Here is a 15,280-nt window from a genome sequence, read left to right as displayed (position 1 = left end):
GCGTCGGCGGTGGTGGCGGCCGACCGGAGGGGTTCAGTGCGCGGGGACGGTCTGGTGGAGCAGCACGGTGGCGCCGGGGCAGCCGGGGGTGACCAGGTAGACGTCGTAGTCGGCCGGCTGGTCGGGGAGGGGGTAGACCAGGGCCAGGACGGGGGTGCCCTGGTAGCTGCCCTTGGTGCTGGCGAGCGGGGCGGCGCCCGGGTGGCCGACGGCCTGGGCGAGGCAGGGCTCGGGGACGGCGATGGTGTCCGGGGTGCCGGGGTCGGCCGGGGTGGCGAGGCCGTGGATCTCGGGGTTGGCCCCGGTGGAGGGCTTGCCGGTCTCCCGGGGCGGGAACAGTCGGCGGACCTCGGGGGCGAGGTTGTCGGCGGTGAAGGCCGGGCCGACGGGGGCCTGGGCGGCGGCGCCGGCGGACGGGCCCGCTGTGCTCGGGGCCGAGCCGTCGAGCTGACCGACCAGGGTGCCGATCGCCAGCGCGGCGGCGAGCCCGAGGGCGCCGGCCAGCAGGCGGCGTCGGCGCCGGGGGTGGGGGCGCGAGCCGGGGGCCTCGGTGGGCTCGGTGGGCTCGGTGGTGGTGGCGGGGGAGGGGGTGGGCGCGGGGGTTTCGGCTCGGGCGGTGGTCTGGGCCTGGGTGCGGATGGCGGCTTCGGCGGCTCGGGCGGTCTCGGCGCGGGCGGCGGCCTCGGCGGCGAGGGCGGCGTCGATGCGGGCGGCGACCTTGGGGGGCATCGGGGGCGCCGGGGTGTCGGCCAGCAGTTCGCGGACCTCGGCGAAGGCCGCGTAGGTGTCGGCGCACTCGGGGCAGTCGGCGAGGTGGGCGTGCAGCTCGGTGGCCCGGGCCGGCGGGAGCAGGTCCTCGGCGAGGTCGGCCAGCAGCTCCAGCTCGGGGTGGCCGGGCTGGTCGTCGGCGGGCTGGGAGGGGGTGTGGGGCGTCATCGGGCGGTCACATCCCTTCCAGGGGCTTCGGGCCATCCGTGGGCTTCGGGCGCTCGGTGGCCGCTGGTTGGACGGGAGCGGGCCCGGCTGGGTTCCCGTCGGTGGCGGGCCCGGGTGCGGTCGCTGTTTCACGTGAAACAGCGACTGGCGCGGGGGCCGTGGTTTCACGTGAAACAGCGGGGTCGGCGGCCGGGGTGCGGAGGTGGCCGAGCAGCGGGAGCAGCCGGGCCCGGCCACGGGCGCAGCGACTCTTGACGGTGCCGGTGGGGACGCCGAGGACGGCGGCGGCCTCGGCCACCGGGTAGCCCTGCATGTCGACCAGGACGAGGGCCGCGCGCTGGTCGGGCGGGAGGGCGGCCAGCGCGGCGGAGATCTCGCGTTGCTGCTCCGCGCGGACCACCGCGGTCTCGGGGGCTTCGGCGGTGCCGAGCAGGGTGTCCAGCCGCTCGGGGGTCTCGTCCAGGGAGCCGGCCCGGCGGGTGGCGGCCCGACGGGCCCGGTCCAGGCAGGCGTTGACCACGATCCGGTGCAGCCAGGTGGTGACGGCGGAGCGGCCTTCGAAGCCGGCGGCGGCCCGGAAGGCGGAGACAAGGGCGTCCTGGAGGGCGTCTGCGGCCTCCTCGGGGTCGCCCAGGGTGCGCAGGGCGACGGCCCAGAGGCGGTCCCGGTGGCGCTGGAAGAGCAGGCCGAAGGCTTCCGGGTCGCCGGTGCTGTGCCGGGCCAGCAGCTCGGCGTCGGTGAGCGTGGAGGTCTCGGTGGGCGGGGTGGTGTCGGTGGGCGGGGTGCTCCCGGCGGGCCCGGTGCGCTCAGCCGCTCCGGTGGCGGGGGCGGCGCCGGAGCCGCCGGCGGCCGAGTCGGGGGCAGCGGGGGAGGAAGCCGGTGCGGGCATGCCGCCTCCCCTCGTGCTGCCGGTCAGCCGGTGACCTTGATCTCGGCGATCCGGCCCTGGAACTTGCCATCCACATCCTTGGGCAGGTCGGTGAGCCAGATCAAGAGGTAGCGGGTGTCGAGTGCGTGGGCCGGGTTGAGGTTGAGGTCGGTGCCGATGTCCTTGGCGAGGGCGCTGCCGTAGGCAGGGAGGTCCTCCCGCTCGATGGGGGCCGCGCCGGTGACCGTGGCGGCGGTGGCCCGGAGCTCGACCGTGGTGGGGCCGCCGACGGCCTCGACGTGGACGGCGGAGACGTGGTGCACGGAGCCCAGGTCGACGATCAGGCCGGTGCCCTGCTTCCAGGAGCCGAGCTGCGAGTCGTACTTGGAGGTCGTCCAGACGGTGTCCGGCTTGCCGTCGGCGGCGTTGGCAGCGGTGTCCGGGTGCTCGAGACCGGTGCCGAGCGGGTTGTACGCCGTGACCGCGCTGATCCGCACCGGCTGACCGGTCGGGGTCGGGGGCAGCGGGGCGGCGCTCTGGCCGGGGGTGCCGCCGTGGCCGGTGCCGCCGGTCTTCTCCTGGTTGTGCAGGTAGCTGACCAGCTGCCAGGAGCCCAGGCCGATGGCGGCCAGCGCGACCGCCGAGACGGTCCACTTGGCCAGCTTCACCACCTTGCGGCGGCGTCCGCGCCGCTTCCGGGGCGGGGCGGGGGGTGCCCCCGCGCCGATCTGGACGGTGCCGAGCTGCGCCTGGGCGGGGTGCGGCGGTAGCACGGTGGTGGCGTCGGAGGGGCGGCCGGGCGTGTAGCGGGGGAGGCGAAGGCGGACGGCGGGGTGAGGGCCGGGGGCTCGGGCGCGCGCAGCCGGGGCATCAGGGCGATCGCCTTGGCGAGCTGCTCGGGGGTGGTGATCGGCTCCAGGTGGTGCGGCGGCTGCGCGCACAGGGCGCGGGCGGCGAGCTCGGCAAGCCCCTTGTGCACGCCCGCCCGCACCTGGTCGGGCGGCACGCAGCCGAGGTCCTTGGGCAGGCCCTGGAGGTCGTACCGGTCCTCGGGGTAGGGCCAGCGGTGGGTGAGGGCGGCGTAGAGCAGCGCGCCGATCGCCCGGGTGTCGGCGAGGGCGGCCTCCTCGGTGGGCAGGCCGCGCAGGGCGGCGTCCACGGCGATGCCGTTGATCCGGTACTGGCCGGAGTCGGTGCGCAGCACGCAGCGCGGGGTGAGCCGCAGGTGGGCCTGCCCGGCCCGGTGGGCGGCGGCGATCGCGTCGGTGACCTGACGGACCATCTGGTAGGCGTCGTACGGCTCCATCGGGCCGTCGGCGAGCTGCTGGGCGAGGTCGACGGCCCCGGGCAGCCACTCGCGGATCACGTAGACCAGCTCGCCGTCCTGGACGGCGTCGAGCACCTGGACGAAGCGCGGGTCGTTGAGCAGCGCGCCGGCCTTGGCGGCGGCGAGCACGGCGCGGGCGCGCTGGTGGCCGGCGGCGAGCAGGTGGACGCCCACGTCGCGGCGGAGCTTCTCGTCCACGGCCCGCCAGCTGCTGAACGCCTCGGACTGGGTGACGCACTCCTCCAGCCGGTACCGGCCGCCGATCTTGTCGCCGCTGTGCCGCAGCGGGGCGGGCAGCAGGACGGGCAGTGAGCCGGTGTCCGGGTCGGCCTCGGCCGGGGTGGCGGCGGTGGACCGGGCCGGGGCGGCGGTGTGGTCGGCGGCGAGCAGCAGGGCCGCGTTGGAGAGGGCTGCGGCGCCGACGGCCAGTTCGGCGGCGATCTCGGCGGTGGAGAGCGGGGCGGTCTCCTCGACCTGGGCGGTCTTCTCGGCCGGGGCTGCTGGGGTGGCCGGAGTGGCCGGGGTGGTCTCCTCGGCCGGGTCTCTCTTCGCGGCGGCCCCGCTCTTGGCAGCGGGTTCGGCAGGTTCGGCGGGCTCAGCGGGGTCGGGGGTGGAGCGTGTGCGGGCGGTCTCGGGGGGCGTGGCGTCGGAGGTCTCCCCGAGTGCCACGGCGAGTGCCGCCTCGTCCGCCTCGGACGTGTCGACGACTGCCTTGGTGCCATCAGCCACCGTGGTCCTGCCTCCCCTTGTATCGCCCCGGTCCGCGAACTCCGGCTCGGGCGCGCCCCGTCGAAGGGGGTCGCGCCGCGCCAGGACAATTGTGCCCACTCTTGGCACCCCGCTACGACCGCACGGGGGCCGACCGGCCGCCTGCGGGGGCCCGGCAGGGGCGCTCACCTGCGAACGGGCCGGATTCGACGAGATCTGTCGAATCCGGCCCGGTGTGCGCCGCCTGAGGGAGAGCCAGGCCCGGTGGGCTCGCCGTCAACGGCCGAGTCGGCTGCGCACCATGCCGAGCAGCGAGTTGAGCTCCTCGATCCGCATCCTGCGGGCGACCAGCCCGAACACGGCCAGCTGGAGCCCGGCGGCCAGCACCAGGGTGAGCACGCTGCCGAGCCAGCCGTCGAGCAGGCCGTTCAGGGCCAGTTCGACGCCGAGGCCGACGGCGGCGGCCGGCAGCGAGGCGATGGTCAGCCGGACGTAGGTCTTGGCGATCCGGCCGGTGTCCAGGCCGCCGATCTTCGCCTTGAGCTTGGGCACCGCGACGGCCACGCCGACGGCGTAGGCGGCGCCGTACCCCAGGGCCATCCCGGTGACGGCCCACTGGGCGGGCAGCACCAGGTAGCAGAGCACGGCGGCGGCGGCCTGGCAGACGGCCACCCAGACGGTGTTGGAGAACGGGGTGCGGGTGTCCTCGTAGGCGTAGAAGCCGCGCAGCAGCACGTACTGGACGGAGTACGGGATCAGCCCGAGGGCGAAGGCGGAGAGCATGAAGCCGACGGCGGTGGTGCCGTGCGCGACGGCGCCGCCGTTGCCCAGGCCGTAGATGGCGCTGCCGATCACCGGGCCGAGGGCGAGGAAGAGGAAGGCGGCGGGCACGATCGCCACCGCCGAGGTGCGCAGGCCGTAGCTGAGGTCGTCGCGGACGGCGCCCGGGTCGCCGTCGGCGGCCGAGCGGGAGAGCCGGGGGAGCACCGCGCTCATCACCGAGACGGTGACCACCGCCATCGGCAGCTGCCAGATCAGCAGCGCGTTGGAGTACGCGGCCAGGCCCACGCCCAGGTGGCCGGCCTTCTCGGCCTTCGAACCGGCGGCGGTGGCCAGCTGGGTGACGACCAGGTAGCCGGCCTGGTTGGCCAGCACGAAGAGGAAGGTCCACTTGGCCAGCCGGGCGGCCTTGCCCAGGCCGTGGCCGCGCCAGTCGAAGCGCGGCTTGAAGTGGAAGCCGGCCGCCCGCAGGTACGGGACCATCGCGAGCGCCTGGACGGCGAGGCCGAGCAGGGTGCCGACCCCGAGCAGCCGGATGCCCTCGGGGGAGACGGTGTCCGGGGTGACCTCGCTGTGCTCGAAGGTGCCGAAGACCCCGAGGTACATCGCGAAGGTGAAGATCACCACGATGTTGTTCAGGACCGGCGTCCACATCATCGCGCCGAACCGGCCGCGGGCGTTGAGGATCTGGCCCATCACCACGTGCACGCCCATGAAGAAGATGGTCGGCAGGCAGTACCGGGCCAGCGCCACGGTGGCGTCGGCGCTCGCCTGGTCCTTCATCAGCGAGTGCGAGATCAGCTGGACCAGCACCGGGGCGGCCAGCACGGCGACGAAGGCGACCCCGGCCAGACCGGTCATCACCAGGGTGAGCAGCCGGTTTGCGTAGGCGGTGCCGCCGTCCTCGTCCTGCTTCATGCTGCGGACCAGCTGCGGCACGAAGACGGCGTTCAGCGCGCCGCCGCCGATCAGGATGTAGAGCAGGGTGGGGAGGGTGTTGGCGGCGTTGTACGAGTCGCCCATGGTGCCGACGCCGATCGCGGCGGCGATCACCATGGTGCGCAGGAAGCCGGTGCCCCGGGAGACCAGGGTGCCGGCGGCCATCACGGCGCTGGAGCCGAGCAGGCCGGAGACCTTGCCGCCGCCACCGCCACCGCCCCCGCGGCCCTCGTCGCCGGCCGCCGGGGTCTCCTCGGGCACCAGGTGGGCCGGCGGGACCTGGACGGCCGCCACCTGGAGGTTGGCCTCCTCCTCGGAGAGCGGCGGGTCGAACTCGATCGGCGGGGTGGCCGGCTGCGGCGGGGGTGTGGGGTGCCCGGGCCCCTGCTCGGGATGCTGCTCCGGCTCCTCGGCGGCGGCCCGGGCGCCGAGCAGGGCGTCCACGCCGACGTACTCGGTGGTCTCGGTGTTCCACGGGGAGCTCTCGACCGGTCCGGCCACCGGTTCCAGCGGCTCGGCCGGCTCGACCGGTTCTACCGGTTGGGCCGGCGCCTCGGGGACGCGGAGCTCCATGGTCAGCTCGGGCACCACGGGCTCGGCATCGGCCTCGGCTGCTTCGGCCTCGGGCCCGGCGGGCGTAGCCGGCGCGGGGGCGGCCGGTGCCGGTGCCGGTGCGGTCGGCTGGAGGTCGGCCCTGAGCTCGGCCAGGTCGGCCGCGAGCGAGGTCCAGTGGGTCGGCGGGGGCGTCAGGGCGGGCTCGGGCGGGCCGCTCTGCGGGGGGAGCGGCGTTGCGGGGGGCTTCGGCGGCGCGGCGGCCGCTTCGGCGGCGCGCAGCCCGTACGGGTCCGCCCCGGCCTCGGTGTCGTACGCCCCGGCCGCGAACGGGTCCTCGGCGTAGGTGTCGGAGAGGTACCAGTCGGCGGGCCGCGCGGCGTCCGTGGCGCCGTCCGACTGGTCACGCCCTCGGGCCTGCTGCGGGCGCTGCTCGCTCATGCCACCTCTTCGTCACTGGGGTGGAGGCGCCCCGGTGGCGGCTCCTCAGTGACCCACCTTCTCATCACCGGCGGCCGGATCAGTGGCATCCGCGCTGGCGCCGTACGCCGCGTCCGGGCCGGGCTCCAGCGGCGCGTCCGGGTCCTCCTCGGGCTCACCGGCCCGCTTCTTGCGCTGGAGGTAGAACCGGCCGCCGGCCAGCAGCATCAGCACCACGCCCCCGCCGATCACGTAGAGCACGCCCTGGGTCACCGAGGTGACGTCCACGTTGAAGGTCACCGCCTCGCCGTACGGGCCGCCGCCCGGGCCGGTGGTGTACAGCTGGGCGGTCATCTGGACGGTGCCGTTGACCTTGGCCTCGGCCGGGAACCGGAGGGTGCGGCTGGTGGAGGCGTCGAGCACCACAGTCTCCGGCGGGCCGACGTTCAGGCGGTTCGGCTGCACCGAGGTGAGGCGCAGTTCGAGGTTGCCGACGGCCTGGGTGAGGTCGTTCTTGACGCTCACCAGCAGGGTGCCCGAGTCACCTGGGAGAGTGATCACGCTCTTCTTCGGGACCTTGACCGCCGTGATCAGGTTGTACAGGTACTTCTTCACGCCCGCCCGGTAGTCGTCCCCGGCGGCCGGGTCGGCGCGCCAGGCGGTGGACATCGAGCGGAGCATCGCGGCGCTGAAGGGGCTGCGCACCCGCTGCGGCTGGGTCAGGATCCGCAGCAGCTGGTCGAGGTCGCCCTGCATGGACATCACGCTGCCCAGCTCGGTGCCGTCCAGCTCGGAGGCGCGCACCCCGGCAGGGTAGTCGGCCGGGTTGGTGGCGGCCTGCGGGTTGGGCTGGGCCTGGGCCACCGTGTCCAGCTTGACCAGCTGGAGCCACTTGCCGTTCTGCGCCTGGGTGAGGGCGTTGGCCAGCGCCTTGGCGGTGGCGGCGGTCAGCTCGCGCGGGGGCATCACCAGCAGGCTGCGCTGGTCCTGCGGCTGCTGCTGAGTGATCGTCATGGTCTCGGCCAGGAAGCGCTGGGTGGCCGCGGTGACGTCCTTGGGCGTGCTCAGGTCGTGCTGGAAGGGCTCGGAGACCACCGGGTCGGCGACCACCGCGGTCAGTCCGTTGCCGAGCTTGCGGACGGCGTTGGGGGTGTACCGCAGCGAGGCCGGGTCGGGCAGGCTCATGCCGTTGACCAGCACCACGCCGTCCCCGGCGGTCTGCGCGACCTGGCCCACGGCCTGGTCCAGGTAGCCGTCGTACGGCCAGGCCACCCCGGCCGTGACGTCGGTGGCGAGGCGTCCCTCGGCGGTCAGCCGGCCGACCGTGCCGGCCTTGCGCAGCGCGGTGTCCATGCCCGGGAGGCCGACGCCGTTGTGCGCGATCGAGGCGAGGTCCGGGTCCGCGTAGGGCAGCGCCACCACCTGGCTGCCCGCCGTGGCGACTGCCGTGCGCAGCGCGGCCAGCCAGGCGGTGGCCACGGCCTTGCCGCCGCCGGGCACGGTGTTGTCGTTGGTGGCGGTCTCCGCCTGGGTGCCCGGCTTCTGCACCCGGTAGTTGCGGGTCATCGCGTAGACCGCGTCCAGCAGGTCCGGGTCGACCATCCAGGTCAGCCCGGGCAGCCCGGCGCCGGTGTTCACCAGCTCGTAGAGCCGGCCGCCGGGGGCGAGGTCCTTGGTCAGGCTGTCGTCCCGCAGCACCGGCGTCTGCTCGGCGTCCTGCATGGTCTGCGCGACCAGCTCGGGGGAGTGAGTGATCGGCCAGAGCGCGGCCACGTTGGTGGCCAGCGGCGAGGCCGGGGTGTTGTACGGCAGGAAGGTGCGGGCGATGCCGAGCGGGTGGGAGTTCTCCGCGGCCTCGTTGCCCTCCCAGACGTCCACCGCCAGCTCGTACGCCCCCGCCTCACCGAGGTCCAGCTTGGCGGTGGGCACCTCCAGCTTGAACGACTTGCTCTGACCCGGTGCCAGGTCGCCGAGCTGGTCCAGCGGGGCGGCGAGGTCGATGCCGTCCGCGCTGCCCGGGGAGTTGCGGATGGCGACCAGGTTGAGGTCGCTGCGGGTCTGCAGCGGCAGTGACTTGCGGCCGTCCGGCGAGGGCTTGCGCACGGCCGCGTGGGCGGACTTGAACGCGGAGCCGCCGGAGTTGGTGACGGTGCCGGTCACGGTGACCGTGCCGGTGGACTGGTCGGCCACCGAGGGGCTCACGGTGTTGATCGTGACACTGGCCGGGTACTCGGGGGCGGCCGTCAGCAGACCGGGGCGGGCCGCTCCGGCGGCCAGCGCCGGGGTGCCGGTGGCGACCAGGGCGGCGAAGCCGGCCAGCAGCGCGGCGAGGCGCTGTCCGGTGTGTGCGGTCCGCTTCGTCCGGTCGCTCACGCGCTCAGCCCTCGCCGTTTCTCGATCAGTCCGTGGGGTGGGCGCAGCCGCTCCCCCGGCCCGGGCGTGGAGCTGACGCGGTACCGCGCTGGTGCTGTCCCACCGGCATGGTAACGACGTGGCGGCACCCGCAGTGTTGCGGGCCCTCGGCTGAACGCCCGGCCGGCCGTCCGGCGACCCCGGGCCGGGGCGGGCAGTGGGTCGGCCGGTGCGTGTCCGGACGGTGCTCGGCGGGTGCTCGGCGGGGCCTCGGCGGGGGATCGGCGGGGCCTCGGCGGGGCTTCGGCGGGTCGGGCGGTGCGCCTCCGGCTGGCCTCCGGCTGACCGTTGGTGGGGCGGGCGGCGGGTGTGACCGGGCAGCGGGGGAGTCCGGCCACGTACCCTTGTGTGCCGTGTCCACTGCCAATGAGCCCCCCGTCCAGTCCAGCGCCGCTGGTGCCCGTACCCCCGAGCCCGTCGCGGCTGCTGCGGCCCCTGCGGCCGTACCGGGGCTGAGCGAGGCCCAGGCCCTCGGCCTCCAGGAGCTGCTGCGGGTCTCCCCGGTCGCCGACGAGGTCGCCCGCCGCTTCCAGGACGCCGGCTACCGGCTGGCCCTGGTCGGCGGCTCGGTGCGCGACGCGCTGCTCGGCCGGCTCGGCAACGACCTCGACTTCACCACCGACGCCCGGCCGGAGCAGGTGCTCAAGCTCGTGCGTGGCTGGGCGGACGCGGTCTGGGACGTGGGCATCGCCTTCGGCACCGTCGGCGCCCGCAAGGACACTGCCGACGGCAGCTTCCTGATCGAGATCACCACCTACCGCTCCGAGGCGTACGACCGCACCTCGCGCAAGCCCGAGGTGACCTACGGCGACACCATCGAGCAGGACCTGGTCCGCCGCGACTTCACCGTCAACGCGATGGCCGTGGACCTGCCCGGACGAGGGTTCGTCGACCCGCACCACGGGCTGGACGACCTGGAGGCCCGGGTGCTGCGCACCCCCGCCACCCCCGAGGAGTCCTTCTCCGACGACCCGCTGCGGATGATGCGGGCCGCCCGCTTCGCCGCCCAGCTCGACTTCACCCCGGCCCCCGAGGTGGTCGCGGCGATGACCGCGATGGCCGACCGGATCACCATCGTCTCCGCCGAGCGGGTCCAGGCCGAGCTCAACAAGCTGCTGCTGGCCGCCCACCCGGTGAAGGGCCTGCGCCTGCTGGTCGACACCGGCCTCGCCGAGCACGTGCTGCCCGAGCTCCCGGCGCTGCAGCTCGAAGCCGACGAGCACCACCGCCACAAGGACGTCTACGAGCACTCACTGACCGTCCTCGAGCAGGCCATCGACCTGGAGCAGGACGGCCCGGACCTGGTGCTGCGGCTGGCTGCGCTGCTGCACGACATCGGCAAGCCGCGCACCCGCCGCTTCGAGTCCGACGGCCGGGTCTCCTTCCACCACCACGAGGTGGTCGGCGCGAAGATGACCCGCAAGCGGATGCGGGAGCTCAAGTACTCCAAGGAGATGATCGACGAGGTCTCCAAGCTGGTCGAGCTCCACCTGCGCTTCCACGGCTACGGCGGCGGCGAGTGGACGGATTCGGCGGTGCGGCGGTACGTCACGGACGCCGGCCCGCTGCTCGAGCGCCTCCACAAGCTGACCCGCTCCGACTGCACCACCCGCAACAAGCGGAAGGCAGCGGCGCTCTCGCGCACGTACGACTCGCTGGAGGTGCGGATCGCCGAGCTCAAGGAGAGGGAGGAGCTCGACGCGATCCGCCCGGCCCTGGACGGCAACGAGATCATGGGCCTGCTGGACCTGAAGCCGGGGCCGATGGTCGGCAAGGCGTACAAGCACATGCTGGAGCTCCGCCTGGAGCACGGGCCGATGGAGCACGAGGCGGCGGTCGCCGCCTTGCGCGAGTGGTGGGCGGCACAGCAGTAGTTCGATTCGGCGCCGTTTTTCGATTTTTAATGGATCGAGTGCTAGTCCCTTTAGGGGTCGGAGGGAACTTCCGCTCGATTGTGCGGTACTGATCGGTAGGTCGTACTGGCTGATCAGTGGCCTCGTTGCTCCGTCCGAGGGGAGGGAAAGTCCCTCCGCCTCGGAAGGAGAGCAGTCATGGCCATCGATACCGTCCTGATCGAGTCCCCGACGATGCGCGCGGCGGTCGCCGACCGCGTGGAGGTGCTCGACAAGGTCCGGGCGCTCGTGCTGCTGCCGGACGGCATGCACGTCACGACCGAGGGCGTCGCGCAGTACTTCGAGGTCGAGGAGAAGGCGGTCCACTCGCTGGTGATCGACCACCGGGGCGAGCTGGAGTCCAACGGCTACCGGGTGGTGACCGGGGCGGAGCTCGCCTCGTTCAAGGAGCTCGGCAAGTCGCCCTCGCGGGCGCGCTCGTTGGCGCTCTTCACCCGCCGTACGGTGCTGAACCTCGCGATGCTGATGCGGGACAGCGAGGTGGCCCGACAGGTGCGGTGCTACCTCCTGGACATCGAGCGGCGCACGATGTTCCAGCCTGTGGACAACCCCTCCGGAGGGGTTGTGGACAACCCGCCGTTCGCGCCGGGGAGCGTCGACGAGGCGGTTGCCCGGGTCTCGGAGCGGGTGGTGCGGAACGTCATCCACACCTCGGTCACGCCGTTGCTCAACGCGCTGATCGTGGAGGTCGGCAGCAACAGCCGGAAGCTGGACGCCATGGGCGACCGGGTCGACCGGCTGGAGCGGATCGTGTTGGACGACGAGGAGAAGGAGATCGCCCGGCGCCGCCAGCGGCTCCTCCGGGCCTTGGACGACGGCGCGGGACACTGAAGTAAGTTGAATCTTGACTGACCGCCTCGAAGGCGGTCAGTCAAGATTCAACGAAATCGGCGCCGGAGCCAGCGTTCACAGACCGCCTCGAAGGCGGTCTGTGGATCTTCAATCACTTCCGTCGGGCCGCTCGCCAGTACAGGGCCGCCGTCGCCGCGTAGACCACGGCTACTCCCACCACCACCGCCGCCGAGCGCCCGTTCAGTGGCAGTACCAGGGCCGTCACCCCCGCCGCCGCCACGAAGGCCAGGTTGAAGAGCACGTCGTAGATCGCGAAGACCCGCCCCCGGAATTCGTCTTCCACAGCCTCCTGCACGAGCGTGTCGGCGCAGATCTTGGTGCCCTGGGTGACGATGCCGAGCAGCAGGGCGGTGAGGATGGCCGGGCCGGGGGCGAAGAAGAGACCGAGGGCGGGGACGAAGAGGGCGGCCAGGGCGGAGCAGGTGGCGAGCCAGCCGGGGACGGTGAGGCGGCGGCTGCACCAGGGGCTGATCACGGCGGCGAGGAAGAAGCCGAGGGCGGAGACGGCGACGGTCTTGCCGAGGGTCGCCATGCCGGCGGTGCTGTTGGCGGGGTCGTTGAAGGTGTAGCGGGAGAGCATCAGGACCATCACCACCAGGACGCCGTAGCAGAAGCGCGAGACGGTGACGGCGGCCAGTGCGTGGACCGCCGGGCGGCAGTCGCGGGTCAGGTGGCGGACGCCGGCCGAGAGGTCGTGGGCGGCCTGGCGGATGGCCCGGCCCAGGGGCGGGTGGTCGGTGTGGACATCCGGGCCGAGCAGGTCGGGGGCCATCCGGCGGGCGGCCAGGGAGGCGGAGAGGTAGAGCAGGGCGGCCAGGGTGACCAGGGTGGCGTCGGCGTCGCGGCCGGGCGGCAGCACCAGGTGGACCAGGAAGCCTATCCCGCCGCCCGCCGCGGCGGCGACGGTGCCGAGGGTGGGGGAGAGGGAGTTGGCGGTGACCAGCTGATCCGCGGCGACCACCCGGGGGAGGGCGGCCGAGAGGCCGGCCAGGATGAAGCGGTTGAGCGCGGTGACCAGCAGGGCCGCACCGAAGAACAGCCACTCGGGGGCCCGCGCCAGCAGCAGCCCACCGGTGGCCAGGCCCAGGCCGAACCGGGCGAGGTTGCCGAGGTAGAGCACCTGTCGGCGCCGCCAGCGGTCGAGCAGGACGCCGGCGAACGGGCCGATCACCGAGAACGGCAGCAGCAGCACCGCGAGCATCGAGGCGATGTCGGCGGGGCTGGCCTGGCGTTCGGGGGAGAAGATCACGTAGGAGGCCAGGGAGACCTGGAAGACCCCGTCGGAGAGTTGGGACAGCACCCGGGCCGTCAGGAGGCGCCGGAAGTCCCGGCCACGCAGCAGCCCGCGGAGGGTGGCGCTGGGCGGGCTCTGGGTGTCACCGGCTGCGGGGCTGCTGTTCTCCGTGAGGGCCACCCGCCCAGGGTGCCATGCCACCTGCCGGTGTTTCACGTGAAACATGACGTAAAACGGGGCGTACCGGCCCGGAAAAGCCCGAAGGGCCCGAGTGCGATGCACTCGGGCCCTAAGGTGGAGATCAGCTAGCAGCGCTCACCGTTCAACAGCGAGCAATGCTTCGCTGCGCTCAGCGCTCACCCTTCAACAGCGAGCAATGCTTCGCTGCGCTCAGCGCTCGACCTCGCCACGGATGAACTTCTCGACGTTCTCCTTGGCCTCGTCGTCGAAGTACTGCACCGGCGGCGACTTCATGAAGTACGAGGACGCGGAGAGGATCGGGCCGCCGATGCCGCGGTCCTTGGCGATCTTCGCGGCGCGGACGGCGTCGATGATGACACCGGCCGAGTTCGGGGAGTCCCAGACCTCGAGCTTGTACTCGAGGTTCAGCGGGACGTCGCCGAAGGCGCGGCCCTCGAGGCGGACGTAGGCCCACTTGCGGTCGTCGAGCCACGCGACGTAGTCGGACGGGCCGATGTGGACGTTCTTGGCGCCCATGTCACGGTCGCGGATCTGCGAGGTGACGGCCTGGGTCTTGGAGATCTTCTTGGACTCCAGGCGCTCGCGCTCGAGCATGTTCTTGAAGTCCATGTTGCCGCCGACGTTCAGCTGCATGGTGCGCTCGAGGATGACACCGCGGTCCTCGAAGAGCTTCGCCATCACGCGGTGCGTGATGGTGGCGCCGACCTGCGACTTGATGTCGTCGCCGACGATCGGCACGCCGGCCTCGGTGAACTTGTCGGCCCACTCCTTGGTGCCGGCGATGAACACCGGGAGGGCGTTCACGAAGGCGACCTTGGCGTCGATGGCGCACTGGGCGTAGAACTTGGCAGCCTGCTCCGAGCCGACCGGCAGGTAGCAGACCAGGACGTCGACCTGGGCGTCCTTGAGGGCCTGGACGACGTCGACCGGGGCCTCGTCGGACTGCTCGATGGTCTCGAGGTAGTACTTGCCCAGACCGTCGAGGGTGTGGCCACGCTGCACGGTGACGCCGGTCGGCGGCACGTCGCAGATCTTGATGGTGTTGTTCTCGCTGTTGCCGATGGCGTCGGCCAGGTCGAAGCCGACCTTCTTGGCGTCGACGTCGAACGCGGCGACGAACTCCACGTCACGGACGTGGTAGTCGCCGAACTGCACGTGCATCAGCCCGGGGACCTTGCCGGCCGGGTCGGCGTCCTTGTAGTACTCGACACCCTGCACCAGCGACGCGGCGCAGTTACCGACGCCCACGATGGCTACGCGAACCGAACCCATTCCGGTTGCTCCCTGTGTTCTCATGAGGCCCGCCGCGAGGCGGGACTCAGCTCAACTTCTGTTCTGACTGATCGACGGGCGCGCACGGCGCCCACTCGGTGCCACGTGCTCGGGCGGATCGCTCCGCCTGGCGTGCGCGGCGTCAGCGCTCCATGGCGGAGCGCCCCGGGCGGTCGTGCGGTGGCCTGGGCGGGTCTGCCGACCCGGCCTCCTGGCCACGGCCGTCCGAAGTACTGGGGTCGCCGGCGGAGGTCCCGCCGCGACCGGTGCGATTGGCCCGCTCGGTCTCGATCAGCTCGTTCAACCAGCGGACTTCGCGCTCCACCGATTCGAGGCCGTGCCGCTGGAGCTCGAGCGTGTAGTCGTCGAACCGCTCGCGGGTGCGGGAGATGGAGCTGCGCATCCGCTCCAGCCGCTCCTCCAGCCGGCTGCGGCGGCCCTCCAGGACGCGCATCCGCACCGATCGGTCGGTCTGACCGAAGAAGGCGAAGCGCACACCGAAGTGCTCGTCCTCCCACGCGTCCGGCCCGGAGTCGGCGAGCAGCTCCTCGAAGCGCTGCTTGCCCTCGGCCGAGAGCCGGTAGACGATCTTCGACCGCTTGCCGTTGAGCGCGGTGGCGGGGACGTACTCGACGTCCGGGTTGTCCTCGACCAGGAAACCCTGGGCCACCAGGCTCTTCAGGCAGGGGTAGAGCGTGCCGTACGAGAAGGCACGGAACGACCCGAGCAGCACGTTGAGCCGCTTGCGGAGCTCGTACCCGTGCATCGGGGCGTCGTGGAGCAGGCCGAGAACGGCGAATTCCAGCACTCCGGAGCGCCTGCTCATGCCGTCTTGCCTCCCGCCCTGTCGCCGGCTCCGACGCGGT

Annotated in this window: 11 protein-coding genes; 2 read left to right on the top strand and 9 right to left on the bottom strand. The window is 73.0% G+C overall.

Features of this window, described 5'->3' with window-relative positions; translation table 11 throughout:
- Nucleotides 1-33: 33 nt before the first annotated feature.
- The 6 genes from CFP65_RS39035 to CFP65_RS19035 all read right to left on the bottom strand — a co-directional run bounded on the left by CFP65_RS39035 (nucleotide 34) and on the right by CFP65_RS19035 (nucleotide 8,903).
- A complete protein-coding gene (locus CFP65_RS39035; protein ID WP_158702244.1) occupies nucleotides 34-936 on the bottom strand; it encodes an anti-sigma factor in 903 nt (300 codons plus the stop codon).
- A 7-nt stretch (nucleotides 937-943) separates the two neighbouring features.
- Nucleotides 944-1,825, bottom strand: coding sequence for an RNA polymerase sigma factor SigM (sigM, locus tag CFP65_RS19055; RefSeq protein ID WP_104817252.1), 882 nt, complete (start codon nucleotides 1,823-1,825; stop codon nucleotides 944-946).
- A gap of 23 nt (nucleotides 1,826-1,848) precedes the next feature.
- Nucleotides 1,849-2,472 (bottom strand): hypothetical protein, encoded by a 624-nt coding sequence (locus tag CFP65_RS19050; protein ID WP_158702243.1) that lies wholly within the window; start codon nucleotides 2,470-2,472, stop codon nucleotides 1,849-1,851.
- The gene (locus CFP65_RS19045; RefSeq protein ID WP_104817249.1) at nucleotides 2,469-3,860 is read right to left on the bottom strand and encodes a protein kinase family protein; all 1,392 of its coding nucleotides are present in this window, start codon (nucleotides 3,858-3,860) and stop codon (nucleotides 2,469-2,471) included. Before CFP65_RS19045 ends, CFP65_RS19050 begins: the two co-directional genes overlap by 4 nt.
- A 255-nt stretch (nucleotides 3,861-4,115) precedes the next feature.
- Nucleotides 4,116-6,551, bottom strand: a complete 2,436-nt coding sequence (gene murJ, locus CFP65_RS19040) for a murein biosynthesis integral membrane protein MurJ (protein WP_104817247.1) — start codon at nucleotides 6,549-6,551, stop codon at nucleotides 4,116-4,118.
- A gap of 45 nt (nucleotides 6,552-6,596) precedes the next feature.
- The gene (locus CFP65_RS19035) at nucleotides 6,597-8,903 is read right to left on the bottom strand and encodes a DUF6049 family protein (RefSeq protein WP_104817245.1); all 2,307 of its coding nucleotides are present in this window, start codon (nucleotides 8,901-8,903) and stop codon (nucleotides 6,597-6,599) included.
- Between the two features lie 491 nt (nucleotides 8,904-9,394).
- Between CFP65_RS19035 and CFP65_RS19030 the strand changes: the two genes are divergently transcribed.
- Nucleotides 9,395-10,816 carry a CCA tRNA nucleotidyltransferase gene (locus CFP65_RS19030; RefSeq protein ID WP_104820977.1) on the top strand — a complete coding sequence of 474 codons (1,422 nt, stop codon included), beginning with the start codon at nucleotides 9,395-9,397 and terminating at the stop codon, nucleotides 10,814-10,816.
- Nucleotides 10,817-10,993: 177 nt separating this feature from the next.
- Nucleotides 10,994-11,686, top strand: a complete 693-nt coding sequence (locus CFP65_RS19025) for a restriction endonuclease (protein ID WP_104817243.1) — start codon at nucleotides 10,994-10,996, stop codon at nucleotides 11,684-11,686.
- Between the two features lie 112 nt (nucleotides 11,687-11,798).
- Here CFP65_RS19025 and CFP65_RS19020 read toward each other — a convergent pair whose 3' ends face one another.
- The 3 genes from CFP65_RS19020 to CFP65_RS19010 all read right to left on the bottom strand — a co-directional run bounded on the left by CFP65_RS19020 (nucleotide 11,799) and on the right by CFP65_RS19010 (nucleotide 15,240).
- Complete coding sequence (locus tag CFP65_RS19020) at nucleotides 11,799-13,121, bottom strand: MFS transporter (protein WP_371682436.1); 1,323 nt, start codon at nucleotides 13,119-13,121, stop codon at nucleotides 11,799-11,801.
- Nucleotides 13,122-13,331: 210 nt separating this feature from the next.
- Entirely contained in the window at nucleotides 13,332-14,414 is a 1,083-nt protein-coding gene (locus CFP65_RS19015; RefSeq protein ID WP_104817239.1) for an inositol-3-phosphate synthase, read from the bottom strand.
- Between the two features lie 142 nt (nucleotides 14,415-14,556).
- Nucleotides 14,557-15,240: a PadR family transcriptional regulator gene (locus tag CFP65_RS19010; RefSeq protein ID WP_104817237.1), complete on the bottom strand. Its 684-nt coding sequence runs from the start codon at nucleotides 15,238-15,240 to the stop codon at nucleotides 14,557-14,559.
- Nucleotides 15,241-15,280 lie beyond the last annotated feature (40 nt).

The sequence above is a fragment of the Kitasatospora sp. MMS16-BH015 genome, from assembly GCF_002943525.1.
In the GTDB taxonomy this organism is placed as follows: Bacteria; Actinomycetota; Actinomycetes; order Streptomycetales; family Streptomycetaceae; genus Kitasatospora.
This window is presented reverse-complemented; position numbering and strand designations above follow the sequence as displayed.